The organism is Shinella sp. 838 (assembly GCF_029623935.1).
GTDB lineage: Bacteria > Pseudomonadota > Alphaproteobacteria > Rhizobiales > Rhizobiaceae > Shinella.
This window is the reverse complement of the sequence record NZ_JARSBQ010000006.1, coordinates 154790-171718: the sequence shown is the minus strand read 5'-3', so window position 1 is coordinate 171718 and position 16929 is coordinate 154790. Positions and strand designations below refer to the sequence as shown.

Annotated in this window: 12 protein-coding genes and 1 pseudogene; 1 reads left to right on the top strand and 12 read right to left on the bottom strand. The window is 67.3% G+C overall.

What is annotated here, in order from left to right:
• Positions 1–118: 118 nt before the first annotated feature.
• The 6 genes from P9A16_RS19425 to P9A16_RS19400 form a co-directional block, all read right to left on the bottom strand.
• Positions 119–2770, bottom strand: a complete 2652-nt coding sequence (locus tag P9A16_RS19425) for a nitrate reductase (RefSeq protein ID WP_023517258.1) — start codon at positions 2768–2770, stop codon at positions 119–121.
• A gap of 175 nt (positions 2771–2945) precedes the next feature.
• Positions 2946–3281: a nitrite reductase small subunit NirD gene (gene nirD, locus P9A16_RS19420; protein WP_245290435.1), complete on the bottom strand. Its 336-nt coding sequence runs from the start codon at positions 3279–3281 to the stop codon at positions 2946–2948.
• A 5-nt stretch (positions 3282–3286) separates the two neighbouring features.
• Positions 3287–5737 (bottom strand): nitrite reductase large subunit NirB, encoded by a 2451-nt coding sequence (nirB, locus tag P9A16_RS19415; protein WP_023517255.1) that lies wholly within the window; start codon positions 5735–5737, stop codon positions 3287–3289.
• A 9-nt stretch (positions 5738–5746) separates the two neighbouring features.
• Entirely contained in the window at positions 5747–6973 is a 1227-nt protein-coding gene (locus tag P9A16_RS19410) for an MFS transporter (RefSeq protein ID WP_023517254.1), read from the bottom strand.
• A 416-nt stretch (positions 6974–7389) separates the two neighbouring features.
• Positions 7390–8601 carry an ABC transporter substrate-binding protein gene (locus P9A16_RS19405; RefSeq protein WP_024271229.1) on the bottom strand — a complete coding sequence of 404 codons (1212 nt, stop codon included), beginning with the start codon at positions 8599–8601 and terminating at the stop codon, positions 7390–7392.
• Positions 8598–9212: an ANTAR domain-containing response regulator gene (locus tag P9A16_RS19400; RefSeq protein ID WP_037408701.1), complete on the bottom strand. Its 615-nt coding sequence runs from the start codon at positions 9210–9212 to the stop codon at positions 8598–8600. Before P9A16_RS19400 ends, P9A16_RS19405 begins: the two co-directional genes overlap by 4 nt.
• Before the next feature lie 355 nt (positions 9213–9567).
• Between P9A16_RS19400 and P9A16_RS19395 the strand changes: the two genes are divergently transcribed.
• Positions 9568–10380 (top strand): alpha/beta fold hydrolase, encoded by an 813-nt coding sequence (locus tag P9A16_RS19395; protein WP_023517204.1) that lies wholly within the window; start codon positions 9568–9570, stop codon positions 10378–10380.
• On the opposite strand, the gene P9A16_RS19390 is transcribed toward P9A16_RS19395, so the two are convergent.
• The 6 genes and pseudogenes from P9A16_RS19390 to P9A16_RS19365 all read right to left on the bottom strand — a co-directional run bounded on the left by P9A16_RS19390 (position 10365) and on the right by P9A16_RS19365 (position 16814).
• Positions 10365–11462: an aminotransferase class V-fold PLP-dependent enzyme gene (locus P9A16_RS19390; protein WP_023517203.1), complete on the bottom strand. Its 1098-nt coding sequence runs from the start codon at positions 11460–11462 to the stop codon at positions 10365–10367. The two genes, P9A16_RS19395 and P9A16_RS19390, sit on opposite strands and share 16 nt — an antisense overlap.
• Positions 11452–12249 carry an ABC transporter ATP-binding protein gene (locus P9A16_RS19385; protein ID WP_278025907.1) on the bottom strand — a complete coding sequence of 266 codons (798 nt, stop codon included), beginning with the start codon at positions 12247–12249 and terminating at the stop codon, positions 11452–11454. Before P9A16_RS19385 ends, P9A16_RS19390 begins: the two co-directional genes overlap by 11 nt.
• Positions 12246–13010, bottom strand: coding sequence for an ATP-binding cassette domain-containing protein (locus P9A16_RS19380; RefSeq protein ID WP_245290378.1), 765 nt, complete (start codon positions 13008–13010; stop codon positions 12246–12248). Before P9A16_RS19380 ends, P9A16_RS19385 begins: the two co-directional genes overlap by 4 nt.
• A 135-nt stretch (positions 13011–13145) precedes the next feature.
• Positions 13146–13964: pseudogene (locus tag P9A16_RS19375) on the bottom strand (ABC transporter permease); the annotation flags it as partial.
• The gene (locus P9A16_RS19370) at positions 13961–14950 is read right to left on the bottom strand and encodes an ABC transporter permease (protein WP_024270527.1); all 990 of its coding nucleotides are present in this window, start codon (positions 14948–14950) and stop codon (positions 13961–13963) included. The pseudogene P9A16_RS19375 and the gene P9A16_RS19370, both read right to left, overlap by 4 nt.
• Positions 14951–15203: 253 nt before the next feature.
• A complete protein-coding gene (locus P9A16_RS19365) occupies positions 15204–16814 on the bottom strand; it encodes an ABC transporter substrate-binding protein (RefSeq protein ID WP_023517341.1) in 1611 nt (536 codons plus the stop codon).
• Positions 16815–16929: the final 115 nt, after the last annotated feature.

The window sequence follows — 16929 nt, the reverse complement described above, 5'->3', positions numbered from 1 at the left end:
CGCTTCAGACGGCCCCCTCATCCGCCTGCCGGCACCTTCTCCCCGCGGGGGAGAAGGGGAGCGTGGCGACGCTTGCATTTCACAAGCTACCGCCTTGCCCCCGCTAAGCCTTCCAGCGCTACTCCGCCGCCGCGGCAAGGCATCCGTCGATGATGCCGCGGATTTCGCCGCGGCAGGAGCCGCAGTTCGTGCCGGCATTCAGCGCCGTGCCGACCGCCTCGACGCTGTGGCACCCTCCGCGCACTGCGGCCACGATCTGGTTGACGCCGACGCCGAAACAGGCGCAGACGGTGGCGCCGGGATCCGGCTTGTCCGCCCCCGGCCGCCCGGCGACGAGGGAGAAACGCTTGCGCAGGTTCGTGTGTTCGGCGGAGAGTTCTGCGATCGCCCAGTTGCGCGCCACCGCCACCGGCTCCTTTGCCAGGAAGAAGGCGGCCAGCAGGCGTGGCCCGTCGAAGAAGGCGAGCCGGATTTCGCCGGTCTGCCGGTCGGCGTAACCGAGCGGTTCTATGCCCTCCGCTGTGGCAAAGCTGCGGCGGCACCATTCGGCCCAGTCGTCCACCGGGGTTTCGAAGGCAAGCTCCAGCCGCCAGCCGCCCTCGGCCTTGGCCAGCGCCCAATAGGCGGCATCGAACCCTTCGGGTTTCGCCCGCGACACGGCAAAACCATACAGCGCCGCCTTGAACGGGCGGGCGGCGACGGCGACGTTTTTAGAGGCCGGCTGGCCTGAAACTTTATCCGTCACCGGCGGTACGAGGGCGTCGATACGGGCTTTCGCCGCATACTGGTCGTTCCAGTGCATCGGCGCAAAAAGGCTGCCGCGCGCCTGGCGATCGGTGACGAGGGCGCGCACCACCGCCCTGCCCAACGGGCTTTCGATCTCGACGAGGCCGGCCGGCACGGCGCCGATCTCCAGCGCATCGCGCGGATGGAGTTCGGCAAAGGGTTCGGCGATATGGGCGCAGAGGCGGGCGCTTTTGCCCGTGCGCGTCATGGTGTGCCACTGGTCGCGGATGCGGCCGGTGTTGAGCGTGAAAGGATAGGCGGCGTCCGTGCGGTCCGCGGCGGCGGGCGCGACCGCGATGAAGCGGGCCTTGCCGTCCGGGTGATAGAAGCCGCCATCGACAAAGAAGCGGGTATCCGCTGGCCCGCTTCCGAGGGGCTGTGGCCATTGGAAGGGGACAAGCGCCTCATAGGCCGGCCCCTCAATGCCGGCATGGGCGCCGATGTCGAAATCACGGCTGCCGTGGTTTTCGAAGGCGGAGAGCGCGGCGTGCTCGGCAAAGATCGCGGCTGGTGTTTCGTAAGCGAAGGCTTTCGCAAAGCCCATGCGCCGGGCGACCGCGGCAAGCTGCCACCAGTCCGCCCGCGCCGCGCCGGGTGCGGCCATGAAATCGCGCTGGCGGGAGATGCGGCGTTCGGAATTGGTGACCGTGCCCGTCTTCTCGCCCCAGCCGAGCGAGGGCAGCAGCACATGGGCGTGGCGCGCCGTGTCCGTCTCGCGCAGGATGTCGGAGACGACGACGAAGGGACAGGTTTTTAGCGCTGCCGCGACGGCGTCGGCATCCGGCATCGAGACGACGGGGTTCGTCGCCATGATCCACAGCGCCTTGATGCGCCCCGCCGCCACCGCCTGGAAGAGATCGACCGCCTTCAGCCCCGGCTTGTCGGCGATGCGCGGCGCATTCCAGAAGCGCCGCACCCGGTCGCGGTCCTCGGCGCTCTCGATCGCCATATGAGCGGCAAGCATGTTGGCGAGCCCGCCGACCTCGCGCCCGCCCATGGCGTTCGGCTGGCCGGTCAGCGAAAACGGCCCCATGCCCGGCCGGCCGATCCGGCCGGTGGCGAGGTGGCAATTGAGGATGGCGTTGACCTTGTCGGTGCCCGACGAGGACTGGTTGACGCCCTGGCTGTAGCAGGTCACCACCTTTTCCGTCGTCGTGAACAGCCGGTAGAATTCGCGAAGCTGCATGGCCGGCAGGCCGGTTCTCTCCAGCACGTCGTTGAAGGAAAGGGCCGCGGCGAAGGTTTCGGCAAAGCCCGACGTATGCGCCGCGACGAAATTCTGGTCCACCGCGCCGTTCTGCACGAGATGGGAGAACAGGCCGGCAAAGAGTGCCACATCCGTGTCCGGCCGGATGGCGAGATGCAGGTCGGCGATATCGGCCGTCATGGTGCGGCGCGGATCGATGACCACCACCTTGAGGCCCGGCCGCTTCGCCTTTGCCGCCGCCAGCCGCTGGTAGAGCACCGGATGGCACCAGGCGAGATTCGAGCCCGTCAGGATGACGAGGTCGGCCAGTTCCAGATCCTCGTAGGTTCCCGGCACGGTATCCGAGCCGAAAGCGCGGCGATGGCCGGCGACGGAGGAGGACATGCAGAGCCGCGAATTGGTGTCGATATTGGCCGAGCCGACAAAGCCCTTCATCAGCTTGTTGGCGACGTAATAGTCTTCCGTCAGCAACTGGCCAGAGACGTAGAAGGCGACGGAATCGGGGCCGTGCTCGGCGATGGCCGCGGTGAATTTCTCGGCGACGCGGTCGAGTGCTTCATTCCATGTGGATGGCCGACCGCCGATTTCGGGATGGAGGAGGCGGCCGTCGAGGTCGATCGTTTCGGCGAGCGCCGAGCCTTTCGAGCAGAGCCGGCCGTGGTTCGCGGGATGGTCGGGATCGCCCTTGATGGAGACGGCGCCGTCGTCGGCCACCGTTGCGATGACCCCGCAGCCGACGCCGCAATAGGGGCAGGTGGTCTTTGTTTCAACGGGCATGGGCGGCTCCTACCGGGAGCGACGCACGCCCCTCATCCCCCTGCCGGGACCTTCTCCCCGCAAGCGGGGAGAAGAAGGGTGTGGCAATGCCGGTGCTCCAGCAGCCTTCTCCCCGTCTCGACGGGGAGAAGGTGGCGGCAGCCGGATGAGGGGCGAGACTGGCTCCTGTCATCGCCTACTCCGCCGCCGCCATCAGCCGTTCGAGTGCGATGAACAGCGCCCCACCCTCGTTGCGCAGCGGAATGGTCCTGACGGCCCCCTCGTCCGCGCCGAGCGCCTTGCCGGTCTCCAGCGAGATCACCCAGTTGTGCAGCGGGCAGGTGACGGCTTTCGCATGCACGATGCCCTGCGAGAGCGGGCCGCCCTTGTGCGGGCAATGGTCGTCGATGGCGAAAACCTCGTTTTCCGCCGTGCGGAACACAGCGATCTTGCCCTCGGGCGTCTTCACGCAGCGCGCGCCGCGCAGGGGGATGTCGGCGATGTTGCCGATGGGAAACCAGCGCATGTCCATATTCCTCATTCCGCGGCCTCGCCGTAGCCGATGGTCGCCATCGGTCTGAATTCGTGTTTGTCCTTGCCAGAAACCCGCTCCGACCACGGATCGACCTGCGCGAACTTCTGGGAGAAGACGAAGCGGTCGTAAAAAGCCTTGCGCTTGTCGGCATCGCCGAGGATCTGGCGGCGGATCTCGTCGAGGCCGATGCGCTTGGCCCATTTGTAGATGCGTTCCAGGTAACGCGCCTGCTCGCGGTACATCTGCGTCAGCGCCACGATATGCTCCAGCGCCTCGTCCTCGGTCTTCACGAGGCCCAGAACCTCCGTGCCCTTGATGTCGAGGCCCGCCGCGCCGGCGAAATGGATCTCGAAGCCGCTGTCGACGCAGATGACGCCGATATCCTTGCAGGTCGCCTCGGCGCAGTTGCGCGGACAGCCGGACACGGCGAGCTTCAGCTTGGCCGGCGTCCAGGAGCCCCACATGAACTTTTCGATGCGGATGCCGAGCCCGGTGGAATCCTGCGTGCCGAAGCGGCACCAGTCGGAACCGACGCAGGTTTTGACGGTGCGCAGGCCCTTGGCATAGGCCTGGCCGGAGATGAAGCCGGCCTTGCCGAGATCGGCCCAGACGGCGGGCAGGTCCTCCTTCTCGATGCCGAGCAGGTCGATGCGCTGGCCGCCCGTCACCTTCACCAGGGGGATTTCGAACTTGTCGACGACATCGGCGATGGCGCGCAGTTCGCCGGCATTGGTGACGCCGCCCCACATGCGCGGCACGACCGAATAGGTGCCGTCCTTCTGGATGTTGGCGTGCACGCGCTCGTTGATGAAGCGCGACTGGTAGTCGTCGGCATATTCGTCCGGAAAATCGCAGACGAGGTAATAGTTGAGCGCCGGGCGGCATTTGGCGCAGCCGCAGGAGGTCTTCCATTCCAGTTCCTGCAGCACGGCGGGAATGGTTTTCAGGCCCTTCGCCTTGATCAGGCGGCGCACGTCGTCATGGCCGAGATCGGTGCAGCCGCACATCGGCTGAACGGCGGCGGGGTTGTAGCTGTCGCCGAGCGTCAGCGTCATCAACTGCTCGACGAGGCCGGTGCAGGAGCCGCAGGAGGCCGACGCCTTGGTGTGGGCGCGCACCTCGTCGAGCGCGGTCAGGCCCTTTTCGGTGATGGTCGAGACGATTTTGCCCTTGCAGACGCCGTTGCAGCCGCAGATTTCCGCATCATCCGGCAAGGCTGCAACGGCCGCCATAGGGTCCAGCGGAGCGCCCCCCTGGTAAGCCTGGCCGAAGATCAGCGTCTCGCGCATCTCGGAAATGTCGGTCTGCTTCTTCTTGAGGTCGTTGAACCAGGCGCCGTCGGCGGTCTCGCCATAGAGCACCGTGCCGATGATGCGGTTGTCCTTCAGCACCAGCCGCTTGTAGACGCCGGCCGAGGCGTCGCGCAGCACGATTTCCTCCCGGTCGTCGCCGTCGGCGAAATCGCCGAGCGAGAAAAGCTCGATGCCTGTCACCTTCAATTTGGTCGGCGTATCGGAATGTACGAAGGCGGCCGCGTGCTCGCCGGCCAGATGCGCGGCGGCGACACGGGCCATCTCGTAGAGCGGGGCGACGAGGCCATAGACCATGCCGCCCACCTCCGCGCATTCGCCGAGCGCGAAAATGCTGCCGTCGGAGGTCTGCATGCCGTGATCGACGACGATGCCGCGGTTGACGGCAAGGCCGGCCTCCTTGGCGAGGCCGACGCTGGGGCGGATGCCGACGGCCATGACGACGAGCGTTGCGGGAATGATGCGGCCGTCGTCCAGTTCGATGCCCTCGACCTTGCCGTTGCCGACGATGGCCCTGGTGTTCGCCTTACAGACAATCTTGATGCCGCGCCCTTCCAGCTCCCTTTGCAGGAGATAGCCGGCGGCGGGGTCGAGCTGGCGGTCCATCAGCGTGGGCATGACGTGGAGCACCGTCACATCCATGCCGCGGCCGGCAAGGCCCGCGGCGGCTTCGAGGCCGAGCAGGCCGCCGCCGATGACCACGGCCTTTTCGCGCGACTGGGCGGCGAGCAGCATGGCCTGCACATCGTCGAGGTCGCGATAGGTGATGACGCCGCGCATGTCGTGACCCGGCACCGGCAGGATGAAGGGCACGGAGCCGGTGGCGATGACGAGCTTGTCGTAGCGTTCGGTGACGCCGTGATCGGAGGTGACGGTTTTTGCGGCGCGGTCGATGGCGACGATGCGATGGCCCTTGTAGAGCGTGATGCCGTGTTTGATGTACCAGCCGTCGCCGTGGATGATGATCTCTTCGTAGTCCTTCTCGCCCGAAAGCACCGGCGAGAGCATGATGCGATCGTAGTTCACCCGCGGCTCGGCGTTGAAGATGGTGACCTCATAGCGGCCGGGGGCCTTTTCGAGGAGGTGCTCCAGCATGCGCCCGGGGGCCATGCCGTTGCCGACGATGACGAGTTTCTCGGTCATGGGATTTCCTTACGCGGCAACGGGGGAGACGGAGGGGCGCTCCATCTGGCGGATGGAGAGGTGCATCCAGACAAGCGAGACGGCGACGACGGCGAAGAGCAGCAGGAAACAGCTCGACCACAGGCCGGTCGCGTCCTTCAGCAGGCCGAAGGCGATGGGCAGCACGAAGCCGCCGAGCCCGCCGACCATGCCGACCACCCCGCCGACCGCGCCGACATTGTCGGGGTAATAGGCCGGGATGTGCTTGTAGACCGCAGCCTTGCCGAGGCTCATGACGAAGCCGAGCACGAAGACGGTGACGATGAAGACGGCGGGCGTGACGCCGGACGGCAGCGCGAGGATAAGCGTCGCGACCGCGGAAACGCCGAACATCCAGTACATGACGGCGCGGGCGCCCTTGCGATCGGACAGCATGCCGCCGAGCGCGCGAAAAATGCTGCCGGGGATGGAATAGGCGGCGGCGACCATGCCGGCGGTGGCGATATCGAAGCCGTAGACGCCGACGAGGTAGCGCGGCAGCCAGAGCGCCAGCGCCACGAAGCCGCCGAAGGCGAAGAAATAGTAGAGCGAGAAGCGCCAGACCTGCGCCTTCTTCAGGGGTGCGAATTCCTGCATGAGGCTGCGCTTCGGCGCCGTGCCGGCGCGGCGGCTGCGGAAGGCCGGATCGTCGCTGGTGGTGAACCAGAACAGGCAGGCGGTGAGGATCAGCGCCGCCGCCCAGATTTCCGCCGCCATCTGCCAGCCGGCGGCGACGAGCACGAAGGGCGCGACGAACTTCGTCAGCGCCGCACCGACATTGCCGGCGCCGAAGATGCCGAGCACCGTGCCCTGCTTTTCCGCCGGGAAGAACGGCGAGACATAGGCGACGCCGACCGCAAACGAGCCGCCGGCAAGGCCGACGCCGAGGCCGGCGAGCAGCATCTGCGGGAAGGTGGTGGCGTGCGAGAGCAGCAGCGTGGAAAACGCCGCCGCCAGCATGGTCAGCGTATAGACGAGGCGGCCGCCGAAGCGCGGCGTCCAGACGCCGAGCAGGATGCGCACCAGCGAGCCGGTGAGGATGGGCGTGCCGACGAGCAGGCCGAATTGCGCTTCGCTGAGGCCGAGGTCTTCCTTGATGCGGATGCCGATGATCGCAAAGATCGTCCAGACGGCGAAACAGATGGTGAAGGCGAAGGTGGACATCCACAGGGCGATGGCGGGTTCGCGTGGGGACAGGGGCTGCTGGGGCTTGGACATGGCTTCTCCGGGGCCCGACAAGGTCGTGCCGCTCCATCTTGGGGGGTTGAAAAACAAAAAGCCGCTGGTCAGGTCTTTCCCACGCGGCACGGAGGGAGGCCGTGTGCGCAAAAAACCCGATCAGCGGCTTTGCTGGTGGCGCCCGTCGTTGGACGCCGATATCGTGACCCGAAGGCCTACGGAGAGAAAAGCAATCGGCGTGCCAGTTCGGCAAGCCTTTGATTTACAACCATCTCCGAAGCAGCAGGTTGACGGCGCGCATGTGTCGTCGGCACGAGCGGCGTTAAATTTTGTGCAGTGCGCATAAAATAGGCGCGAGAGTTTGTCAGGGAAAAGTGGAACCCGGTTTTCCCGAAAACACAAACGAAAACAAAGAACGCTAAAGTCCGTCAGGTTCAGTATGAAGCTGACGGACTTTAGCGCGATTGCGCTGCGATATAGTCGTCGACCGCATCGGGATCGAAACGGCCGCCGTCGAAGAAGCCGTCCGGGCCGAGCGTCAGCGCGCCGGAGGAGCCGACGGGCGTCTCCGTGGTAAGCGCGCCCTCGACCTTGGCGCTTGCGGAGGGCATGGCGATGCCGAGCGCCTTCAGCGCGGCGCGGTAGACATCCGGGCGATAGGTCTCCGCGGCGATCTCACGGTTTGCTTCCGTATGCGCCACCTGCCGCCAGCGGACCATCTGGGTGTAGAACCACAGGGCATGGCTCTTCCACGGGAAGGTCGCGGCCTTGGCATGCGGCACGAAGAAATCGCCGACCGGGCGCACCACGCCGCCGCCGACCGGCAGGTTGCCGGAGAGGGCCGGCAGCAGCAGGTCCGCCGCGCGCCCGACATAGGCGGGCAGCGCCAGCAGCCGGGCGAGTTCCGTGTGGTTGCGCGCATCACCGCACCAGATCGAGGCGTGGTGCAGCGCGACGAGCAGCGCGGCCAGCGCCTCCGGGTTCGCCTCGCCCCAGCGCGCGTTGACGCCGAGCACCTTTTCCGGGCTGGATTTCCAGATCGCCGCCTTGACCGTTGCAAGATGCGCACCGCGTTTCAAAACGCCAAAGGTGTTCCACGGCTCGCCGGCGCAATAGCCGTCGATCAGGCCCTCGGCGAGAGCATCGCCCATATCCGGCGGCGGCAGGACGAGGATTTCGATGTCGCGATCCGGATCGACACCGCTCGCGGCCAGCCAGTAGCGCAGTTCGTAATTGTGCCCGGAATAGGGATGCACGACGCCGAAGCGCAGCGGCTCGCCACCGCGCCCGTCGATGACTTTCCGGAGCGCCGCGCCGTTCCGGCGCGCGTCGAGATCGTCCGTCGCGCCGGCCCCGGCCATCGCCTGCCAGAGTACGGCGGAAACGGTGACGGCATTGCCGCCGAGGCCGAGCGCCATGGGCACGATCATTTTCGGCGCCGGGGCGGAGAGGCCGAGATTGCAGGCGATCGGCATGGGGCCGAGAATATGGGCGACGTCGAACTGGCGCACGGCGAGGCGGTCGCGGATGCTCGCCCAGGAGCGCTCGCGCACCAGCGTCAGGTCGATCGACTGCGCTTCGGCAAAACCCTTTTCCCGGGCGGCGACGAGCAGCGCACTGTCGAGCAGCGGCACGAAGCCGGCGGTGATGGCGTGGCGCATCGTCATTCCTTTGCTCCAGGATCGGGCGCTCCCGGATCGAGCAGGCTCGCCGCCGTGACGAGGCTTTGCGCGATCTCGGCGATCTTGCGGTTCTGGTTCATCGCCGTGCGGCGCAGCAGCGCATAGGCCGCCTCCTCGGAAAGCCCGCGCGAGCGCATCAGGAGCCCCTTGGCGCGATCGATCACCTTGCGGTTCTCCAGTTCGCTGCGCGTCTCCTCCAGTTCGCGGTTGAGGCGGGAGAAGGCGTTGAAGCGGCTGATCGCCATCTTGAGGATCGGCCGCACGCGCTCCTGCTTCAGCCCGTCGACGATATAGGCCGAGACGCCCGCCTCCACCGCCGCCTCGATGGAGGCCTCGTCGGACTTGTCGACGAACATGGCGATGGGACGTTTGACCGCGCGGGTGAGCTGGAAAATGCTCTCCAGCATGTCGCGATTGGGGTTTTCCAGGTCGATGACGATGACGTCGGGGTTGAGGTCGGCGATGCGGCGGGCGAGGCCCTGCATCTCCTCGACGACGGTGACGGCATAGCCGGCATCGCGCAGCCCCTCCTCGATGATGGCGGCGCGAATGCGGTTCTCGTCGATGACCAGTACGTTCAGTGCGCCCGGTTTCATATCCCACCGTGTCAGCGTCAGGGTCTTCGGCAGATGCCTCCGAATGGCCGGGAAAATCAAGCTGCGCTGCGGGCAAAAAAAATGGGCCAGCGGAAACCGCGGCCCATGAAGTGTGAAGGTCATAAAACCTCCAGAGGGGAACAGCTGATGCAGCGGCACTGGGAGGAAAACCGCTGTGTGCATCAACTGAGGGCACTATGCGGCTTTTTTGACCAAATGGGAAACATTTATTGTGCAATGCAGCTATGCAAATGCTGCGTTGCTTCTTGCGACGGCACCGTCTGCCCGATTTTTGCGCAGGCTTGTCGGGAGGCGCCAGGCTCGGCCGTCTTCCAGAAAAGCCAGGGAGAAGCCCATGCAGGTGAACGACGACGATCTGAAAATTTTCGAGGCGGAGGGCGCGCCGCCGCTTCCGGCAGGTGGCCGGCAGGGTTTTGTCGCGCGCGACGGCGCGCGAATCTGGTTCAGCATGCATGGGGCCGGCCCGGCCGTCGCGCTGCTGCATGGCGGGCTCGGCCATGCCGGCAACTGGGGCCATCAGGTACCGGCGCTGATGGCGGCGGGCCGCACGGTGCTCGTCATCGACAGTCACGGGCATGGCCGCAGCACGCGCGATGCCGGGCCGTTCGGCTATGTCCGCATGGCAGAGGACGTGCTTGCGGTCATGGATCATCTCGGTCTTCAAACGGCGGGCCTCGTCGGCTGGAGCGACGGCGCCGTAACAGCGCTCATCCTTGCCGACCGGCATCCCGAACGGGTCGAGGGCGTGTTCTTCTTCGCCTGCAACATGGACCCGGGCGGCGCGCGCGATCTGGAACCGACGCCGGTGCTGGACCGTTGCTTTAATCGCCACCGTCTCGACTATGCGGCCCTGTCGGCGACGCCCGATGATTTCGACGGCTTCGTGGCCGATGTCTCGCGCATGATGCAGAGCGAGCCGGACTACAGCGCCGCGCAGCTCGCCGCCATCCGGGTGCCGGTCGCCATCGTCATCGGCGAAGGGGACGAATTCATCCGGCAGGAACACGCCGCCTATCTGGCCCACACCATTCCCGGTGCCACGCTTAGGGTGCTGCCCGGCGTCAGCCATTTCGCCCCGTTGCAGCGGCCGGACCTCTTCAATCGCACGGTACTCGATTTCCTCGACCGGCTTCAGTCCGCGCCGTAATGGGCGGCGACCGCCGCGGCGGCGGCCGCAAGATCCGCCGGGGCGCCGCATTTCTGAAGGGCGATGCCATAGGCGAGCACATTGCCGAGCACGATATCGAAGCGCGCGCGGCGGCCGGTATGGTTGAGCCGTACCAGCCGTCCGGCGCCCGGGCCGATGCCGGCGGAAAGCTCCATGTCGAGCGGCGCGGCGGCGGCAAGGAACAGGTCGGGATCAACAGTCTCTGGCAGCGCCGCGGTGGTGACGAGATGGGACGCCCGGCCCGGGTCCGCCCAGGGATGGGCGCCGAGTGCCAGGAGGCCGTCACGCGTCGCGGCTGCCGCCCGGGCATGGCGGGCGAGCACGGCGTCGGCTCCTTCGGCCTCGAAGCGGTCGAGCGCGGCCTCGAGGGCGAAGAACTCCAGCGGTGCCGCCGTACCGGGCAGGGCACCGCGCCCGCTGTCGAGCCAGTCCCGGCGATCGAGCAGGGAGAGCGTCGAGTTCCGTACTCCGCCCTCCGCGGAAATCAGCGCCCAGGCAGCCCGGCTCACTGACAGTGCGCAGACCCCGACCGGCCCGGCCAGCGATTTCTGCGGGCCGATCACGGCAATATCGATGCCAAGCGCGTCGACATCGAGCGCATGCCCGCCCACCGAGGCGACGGCGTCGACGATCGTCACGATGCCGCGTGCGCGGGCAGCGGCGGCGATCTCCGTCAGCGGGTTGAGTACGCCGTTCGCCGATTCGGCATGGCAGAGGATGACGGCCTTCACTTCGGGATGGGTGTGGAAGGCCGCCTTCACGCTCTCGACGTCGATGGGTCGGGCGGCTTCGGCCGAAAGAGTGACGACTTCCGCCCCGCCGCGCCGCAGCCAGTCACCGAACCAGGCGCCGAAGGGGCTGGTGACGATGTTGAGCGCCGTCAGCCCCGGCCGCGCGATGCTGCTCGCCACCGCCTCCAGCGCCACGACGGCCTCCGTCTGGAAGAGCAGGATGTCGTTGCGGGTCTTCAGGATGCGGGCGATCCGGTCGGCGAGCGGTCCGAGGCGGCCGGCCGGGAAATCGGGCACATCGTTGAGGGCGTTCCAGCGGTCAGCGGCCATCGGGGCTTTCCTTGCTTTCCGGGGGGAGGAGGCGCGGCACGGCGCGGATGAGGGCGCGGGCGGCGGGCGATTGCGGGTCGGCGATGACGCGGCCCGCCGGCCCGCATTCGACGATGCGTCCGGCCTCCATCACGGCGATGCGGTGGGAGAGCGCGCGCAGCACGGCCAGGTCGTGCGAGACGAAGAGATAGGCGATGCCGCGTTCTTCCTGCAACGTGGCGAGCAGCATCAGGATGCGTTCGCGCACCGAGACGTCGAGCGCCGAGACCGCCTCGTCAAGCACGATCAACGCCGGGCGTGTGGCGATGGCGCGGGCGATGGCGACGCGCTGGCGCTGGCCGCCGGAGAGGTCGCGGACCGCGCGGCCGGCATAGGCGGCGGGCACGCCGACCCGTTCGAGCAGGGCGGCGATCTCGCGCGGCCGCTCGGCCTTCGGCACCACGGCGTGGATGCGCAGGGGATCGTCGAGCGCGGTGGCCACGGTGGCGCGCGGATTGAAGGCACCGGCGACGTCCTGGAACACCATCTGCATGCGGGCGCGGCGGTGGCGCAGGTCCGCGCCCGACAGGCCGAGCCAGTCCTCGCCGGCAAAGCGCACGCTGCCGCCATCGGCCGGCAAGAGCCGGGTGAGGATGCGCGCCAGCGTGGACTTGCCGCTGCCGGAGGCGCCGGCAAGGCCGAGGGTTTCCCCTGCGGCAAGGCTGAGCGAGACATCGTTCAGCGCCGCCACGGTTCGGCCGCCGTAGGAAAAGCGCTTGCTGAGATTGTCCGCGACGAGGAGGCTCATGCGCCGATCTCCCCGACCAGCGGCGTGGAGGCGAGATCGCGGTGGCTGGCGACCAGCTGCTTCGTATAGGTCGCGTGCGGGGCGGCAAGCACGGCGGCCGCGGGACCGGTTTCGACGAGCGCCCCGTCCTTGAAGATCGCCACCCGATCGGCAAAGCCGGCGGCCAGCGCGATGTCGTGGGTGATGAAAACGAGTGTCATCCCCGCCGCGCGCACCAGTTCGTCGAGCAGCGCGACGATCTCCGCCTGCACCACCATGTCGAGCGCGCTGGTCGGCTCGTCGGCAATGAGCAGCCCCGGGCGGGCGGCGAGTGCGGCGGCGATCGCCACGCGCTGGCGCTGGCCGCCCGAGAGCTGGTGCGGATAGGCGTCGAGCAGCTTTTTCGGCTCGGGAAGATGCACCCGCTCCAGCATGTCGAGCGCGCGGGCGCACGCCTCGGGCCAGGAAAGGCCGAGATGCCGGCGGGCGCCTTCGGCCACCTGTTCGCCGATCGTCAGCACCGGGTTGAGGCTGGCGGAGGGGTCCTGCAGCACGTAACCGAGATCGCGGCCGGCACGCGGCGCGGCGCTTCCCGTCCAGTGCACCCTGCCCTCCATCTCGGCCCCGTCGGGCAGGAGCCCGGCCAGTGCCCGCGCAAAGGTGCTCTTGCCCGAGCCGCTCTCGCCGATGATCGCCAGCCGCTCGCCGACGCGGATCGGAAGGTCGAGATCCCTCAGCGCCGGCGTCTCCTGGCCGCGATAGGTGACGGAGAGGTTTTTCACCCGGCAGAGCACGCCCTCCTCTCCCTGTTCGGCAGGAGGATTGTCGCCAGCGCTGTCATCCCTCTCTGCCCTGCCGGGCAAAGAGGAGGATTTGCCGCGGCTTCGACGCTTCTTTCCTTCATTGACGTTTGCTCTCCCCTCCCCCGCAAGCGCATTGGTCAGCCCCTCGCTGAACAGGTAGACGCCGATCACCGTCGCGACCAAAGCGAGGCCGGGAAAGATCGACAGGAAGGGCGCGGAGCGCAGGACGTTGCGCCCCTCGGCGATCATCGAGCCCCAGGTGACGACATTCGGATCGCCGAGGCCGAGGAAGGAGAGCGCCGCCTCCGTCAGGATGGCGGCGGCGACGATGATGGCCGAGAGCGCCAGCACCGGCGGCAGCACAATGGGCAGGATCTCGCGCAGGGCGATCTCCACCGGGTGCATGCCGGCAACACGCGCGGCGGCGACATAGTCCCGCTCGCGCGCGGACAGCACCTCGGCACGGGTGAGCCGCGCAGGATCCGCCCAGGCGCCGAGCGCGATGGCCAGCACCACGACCGGCACCGAAGGCCCGACAACGCTGACGAAGGCGAGCGCCAGAAGGAAGCTCGGCACGATCTGGAAGGCATCGACCACGCGCATCAGCGCCTCGTCTGCAATCCCCCCGGCAAAGCCCGCTGCAAGCCCCACCGAAAGGCCGATTGCCAGCGCCGCGAGCGCCGCCGCAAGGCCGACGAAGAGCGAGGTGCGCGCGCCGTGCACGATGCCGGCCAGCACGTCGCGGCCGAGCCGGTCGGTGCCGAGCGGAAAGGCGGGATCGGTGAAGGGCACGGTCAGCGCCCGGCCGGCGATCTTCAGCGGATCGCCGGGGAAGAGAACGGGCGCCAGCAGCGCGAGAAGCGCAAGCACGGCGAGGAGCACAAGGCCGGTCGCGGCTTCAGGCTGGCGCAGGACGGTGCGGACGAGGATCATGCGCCGTGCTCCGCGGCGCCGACACGTGGATCGAGCGCGGCATAGACGATGTCGACGAGGAGATTGACGAGGATGACCAGAACGGCGCTCGTGACGATGATGCCGCAGAGCAGCGCCGCGTCGCGCCCACTTACGGCCTCCTGCGCCAGGCGCCCGAAACCGGGAATGGCGAAGATGCTCTCGATGACGACGCTGCCGCCGAGCATGGCGGCGGCCTGCAGGCCAAGCATGGTGACGAGCGGCAGGAGCGCATTGCGCGCCACATGGCGCAGGACGATGCGAGGGCGCGAAAGCCCCTTGGCCCGGGCGAAGAGCACGAAATCCAGCCGCCAGATGCCGGCCATGCCGGCGCGCATGACGCGCAGGAACAGGGCGGTGTAGAGGAGCGCCAGCGTGCCGACGGGCAGGACGAGATGGGCCGCGATGTCGGCGGCGCGGGAAAGGCCCGTGCGGCCGGAGGCGATCGTCTCGATGCCCGAGGTCGGCAGCCAGCGTAGCTGCACGGCAAAGACGATGGCGAGCACCAGGCCGAGCCAGAAGCCCGGTATGGCATAGACGACCAGCGAGACGGTGGAAAGCAACCGGTCGCGCAGGTTGCCCGGCCGCGCGCCGGCGAGAATGCCGAGCGTCGAGCCGAAGGCGAAGGCGAGTGCGGTGGCGCTTCCCATCAAAAGCAGCGTGTTCGGCAGACGCTCGACGATCAGCCCGAGAACCGGCCGGTCGAAGGCGACGGACCAGCCGAGATCGAACCGGGCGAGCGAGGAGAGATAGAGCCACAGCCGGGCCGGCATGGACTGGTCGAGCCCATAGGCCTGCCGCAGCGACTGCGCGATCGCCGCGTCCCCGCCGCCGATGGAAAGCAGGTAGGCATCGACCGCATCCCCCGCCGCGGTCTCCAGCAGCAGAAAGGTCATGACGATGACGATCATCAGCACCGGAATGCTGCTGAGAGCGCGGCGTGCGGTGAGGCGGAGGGCACGGGTCATGGGGTGCGCCGGATGGGGGGCGTGGTGCGGGAACCACCCCCCTCTGCCCTGCCGGGCATCTCCCCCATAGGGAGGGAGACCGAATGGAGCGCCGTCTCGCCCATCTTCCACGCTGCGGTTTGAGCGAGGCTCTTGCTTCTTGCTGATCTCTGCCCTTGTGGGGGAGATGCCCGGCAGGGCAGAGGGGGGTGCTGGTATCCTATGCGATCGCCATTTACCCCGAGAAGGTGAAAGCTGTTCACGGCAACGCCCGTCACGCCTTGAGCGCGGTATCGGCCCAGTTCGACACCGCCCAGCGCGGATTGCTGGCGACGTTGAGCACGCTGTCGCGCGCCACCGTGATGAAGCCCCATTCGGCGACGTTGATCAGCGGCAGGTCGGCGGCGACCAGCTTCTGGAACTGGCGGTAGAGGTCGGTGCGGGCTGTCGTGTCGATCGTCTCCGCCGCCTTTGCGATGACGGCGTCGAGCTCGGTGTTGGCATAACCGCCCTGGTTGGAGAAGCCGACGCCGGCCGGAATGCCCGACTGCACGAGAATGGTCGTGGAGATCGCCGGATCGCCGCGGAAGACCGGCGGGGCGACGGCAAGGTCGAAATCGTGGTCGGTATAAACGGCTTTCTGGTGGGCGGCCGAATCCGCGTTCACCAGCTCCGCATCGATGCCGATTTCGGCGAGTGCCTGGCGAAGATAGTCGCCGAACTGACGCGTCTCGTTGAAATAGGGCGCCGGGCGCAGCTTCAGCGTGAAGCGCGTGCCGGTTTCGCCCTTCGCGTAGCCGGCTGCGTCGAGCAGGGCATTGGCCTTCGCGATGTCGAAGGCATAGGCTGGCACGTCGGCGTCGTAAAATTGGGGCGCGTTCTTCGGCACCGGGCCGGTCGAGGCTTCGGCATAGCCGAGGAAGATCGTGTCGACGACGAATTTCTTGTCGATGGCGTGAGCGATCGCCTGGCGCACCCTGAGGTCGGCGAGTTCCTTGCGGCGGTGGTTGATCTCCACGACGAGCTGGTAGGTCAGCGCCTCGTAGCCCTTGGTGATGACCGCAAGGCCCGGCACCTTGGAGATGCGGTCGAGATCGGCGAGCGGAACGGCGGAGAAGGCGGCAAGCTGGATTTCCTCCGCCTCCAGCGCCGCACCGGCTCCGGCGCGGTCCGGCAGCACGCGGAAGATGATCTCGTCGAGCTTCGGCTGGTCCTTGTCCCAATAGGCCTCGTTCCGCGTCAGGCGGTAATATTCGCCCGGCTTGTATTCGGCGAAGCGGAAGGGGCCGGTGCCGACGAGCCGGGTGTTCGCCGGATTTGTCGCGATATCCGTGCCCTCGTAGAGATGTTTCGGGATGACGCTGCTGACGACCGGCAGGGCATTGCGGATGAGCTGCAGCGGTGTGGGCTTGGAAAAGCGGAAGACGGCAGTGGCGGCGTCCGGCGTTTCGACGGCCTTAAGATGGGCGAAGACGATGCGGCCAAGATTCTGCAGCGGTTTCCAGACCTCCAGGGCCGAAAAGGCGACATCGGCTGATGTGAAGGGTTTGCCGTCGTGCCAAGTCACACCCTCGCGCAGGCGGAAGGTGACCGAAAGGCCGTCTTCCGACCCCTCCCAGCCCGTCGCAAGGCGTGGCGACAGCCCGTCCTCGCCCGCAAAGGCGGCTTCCGCCAGCGGCTCGACGACCTTGCTGGCGACGAAGAAGACGCCGTTGGAGGCGACGATCGCGGGATTGAGGTTCTTCGGTTCGGAATCGGCCGCCACCACCAGCCGGCCGCCGGCAGGCGCACTTTCGGCACGTGCGATGGCCGGCAGCGCCGTCGAGGCGAGAAGGACGGCCCCGGCCTGCAAGAACGAGCGCCGGGTGGGATTCGCGATCAGCATCTTTGTCTCCTGCGGTCAGCGTTTGCTGCCGATATTGGCGGCGATTCGCCGGTTAACATAGGCAGGAAATTCTCCTCTTGCCGCCGGCAACAACAAAATCTTGTCCGGGTGACAT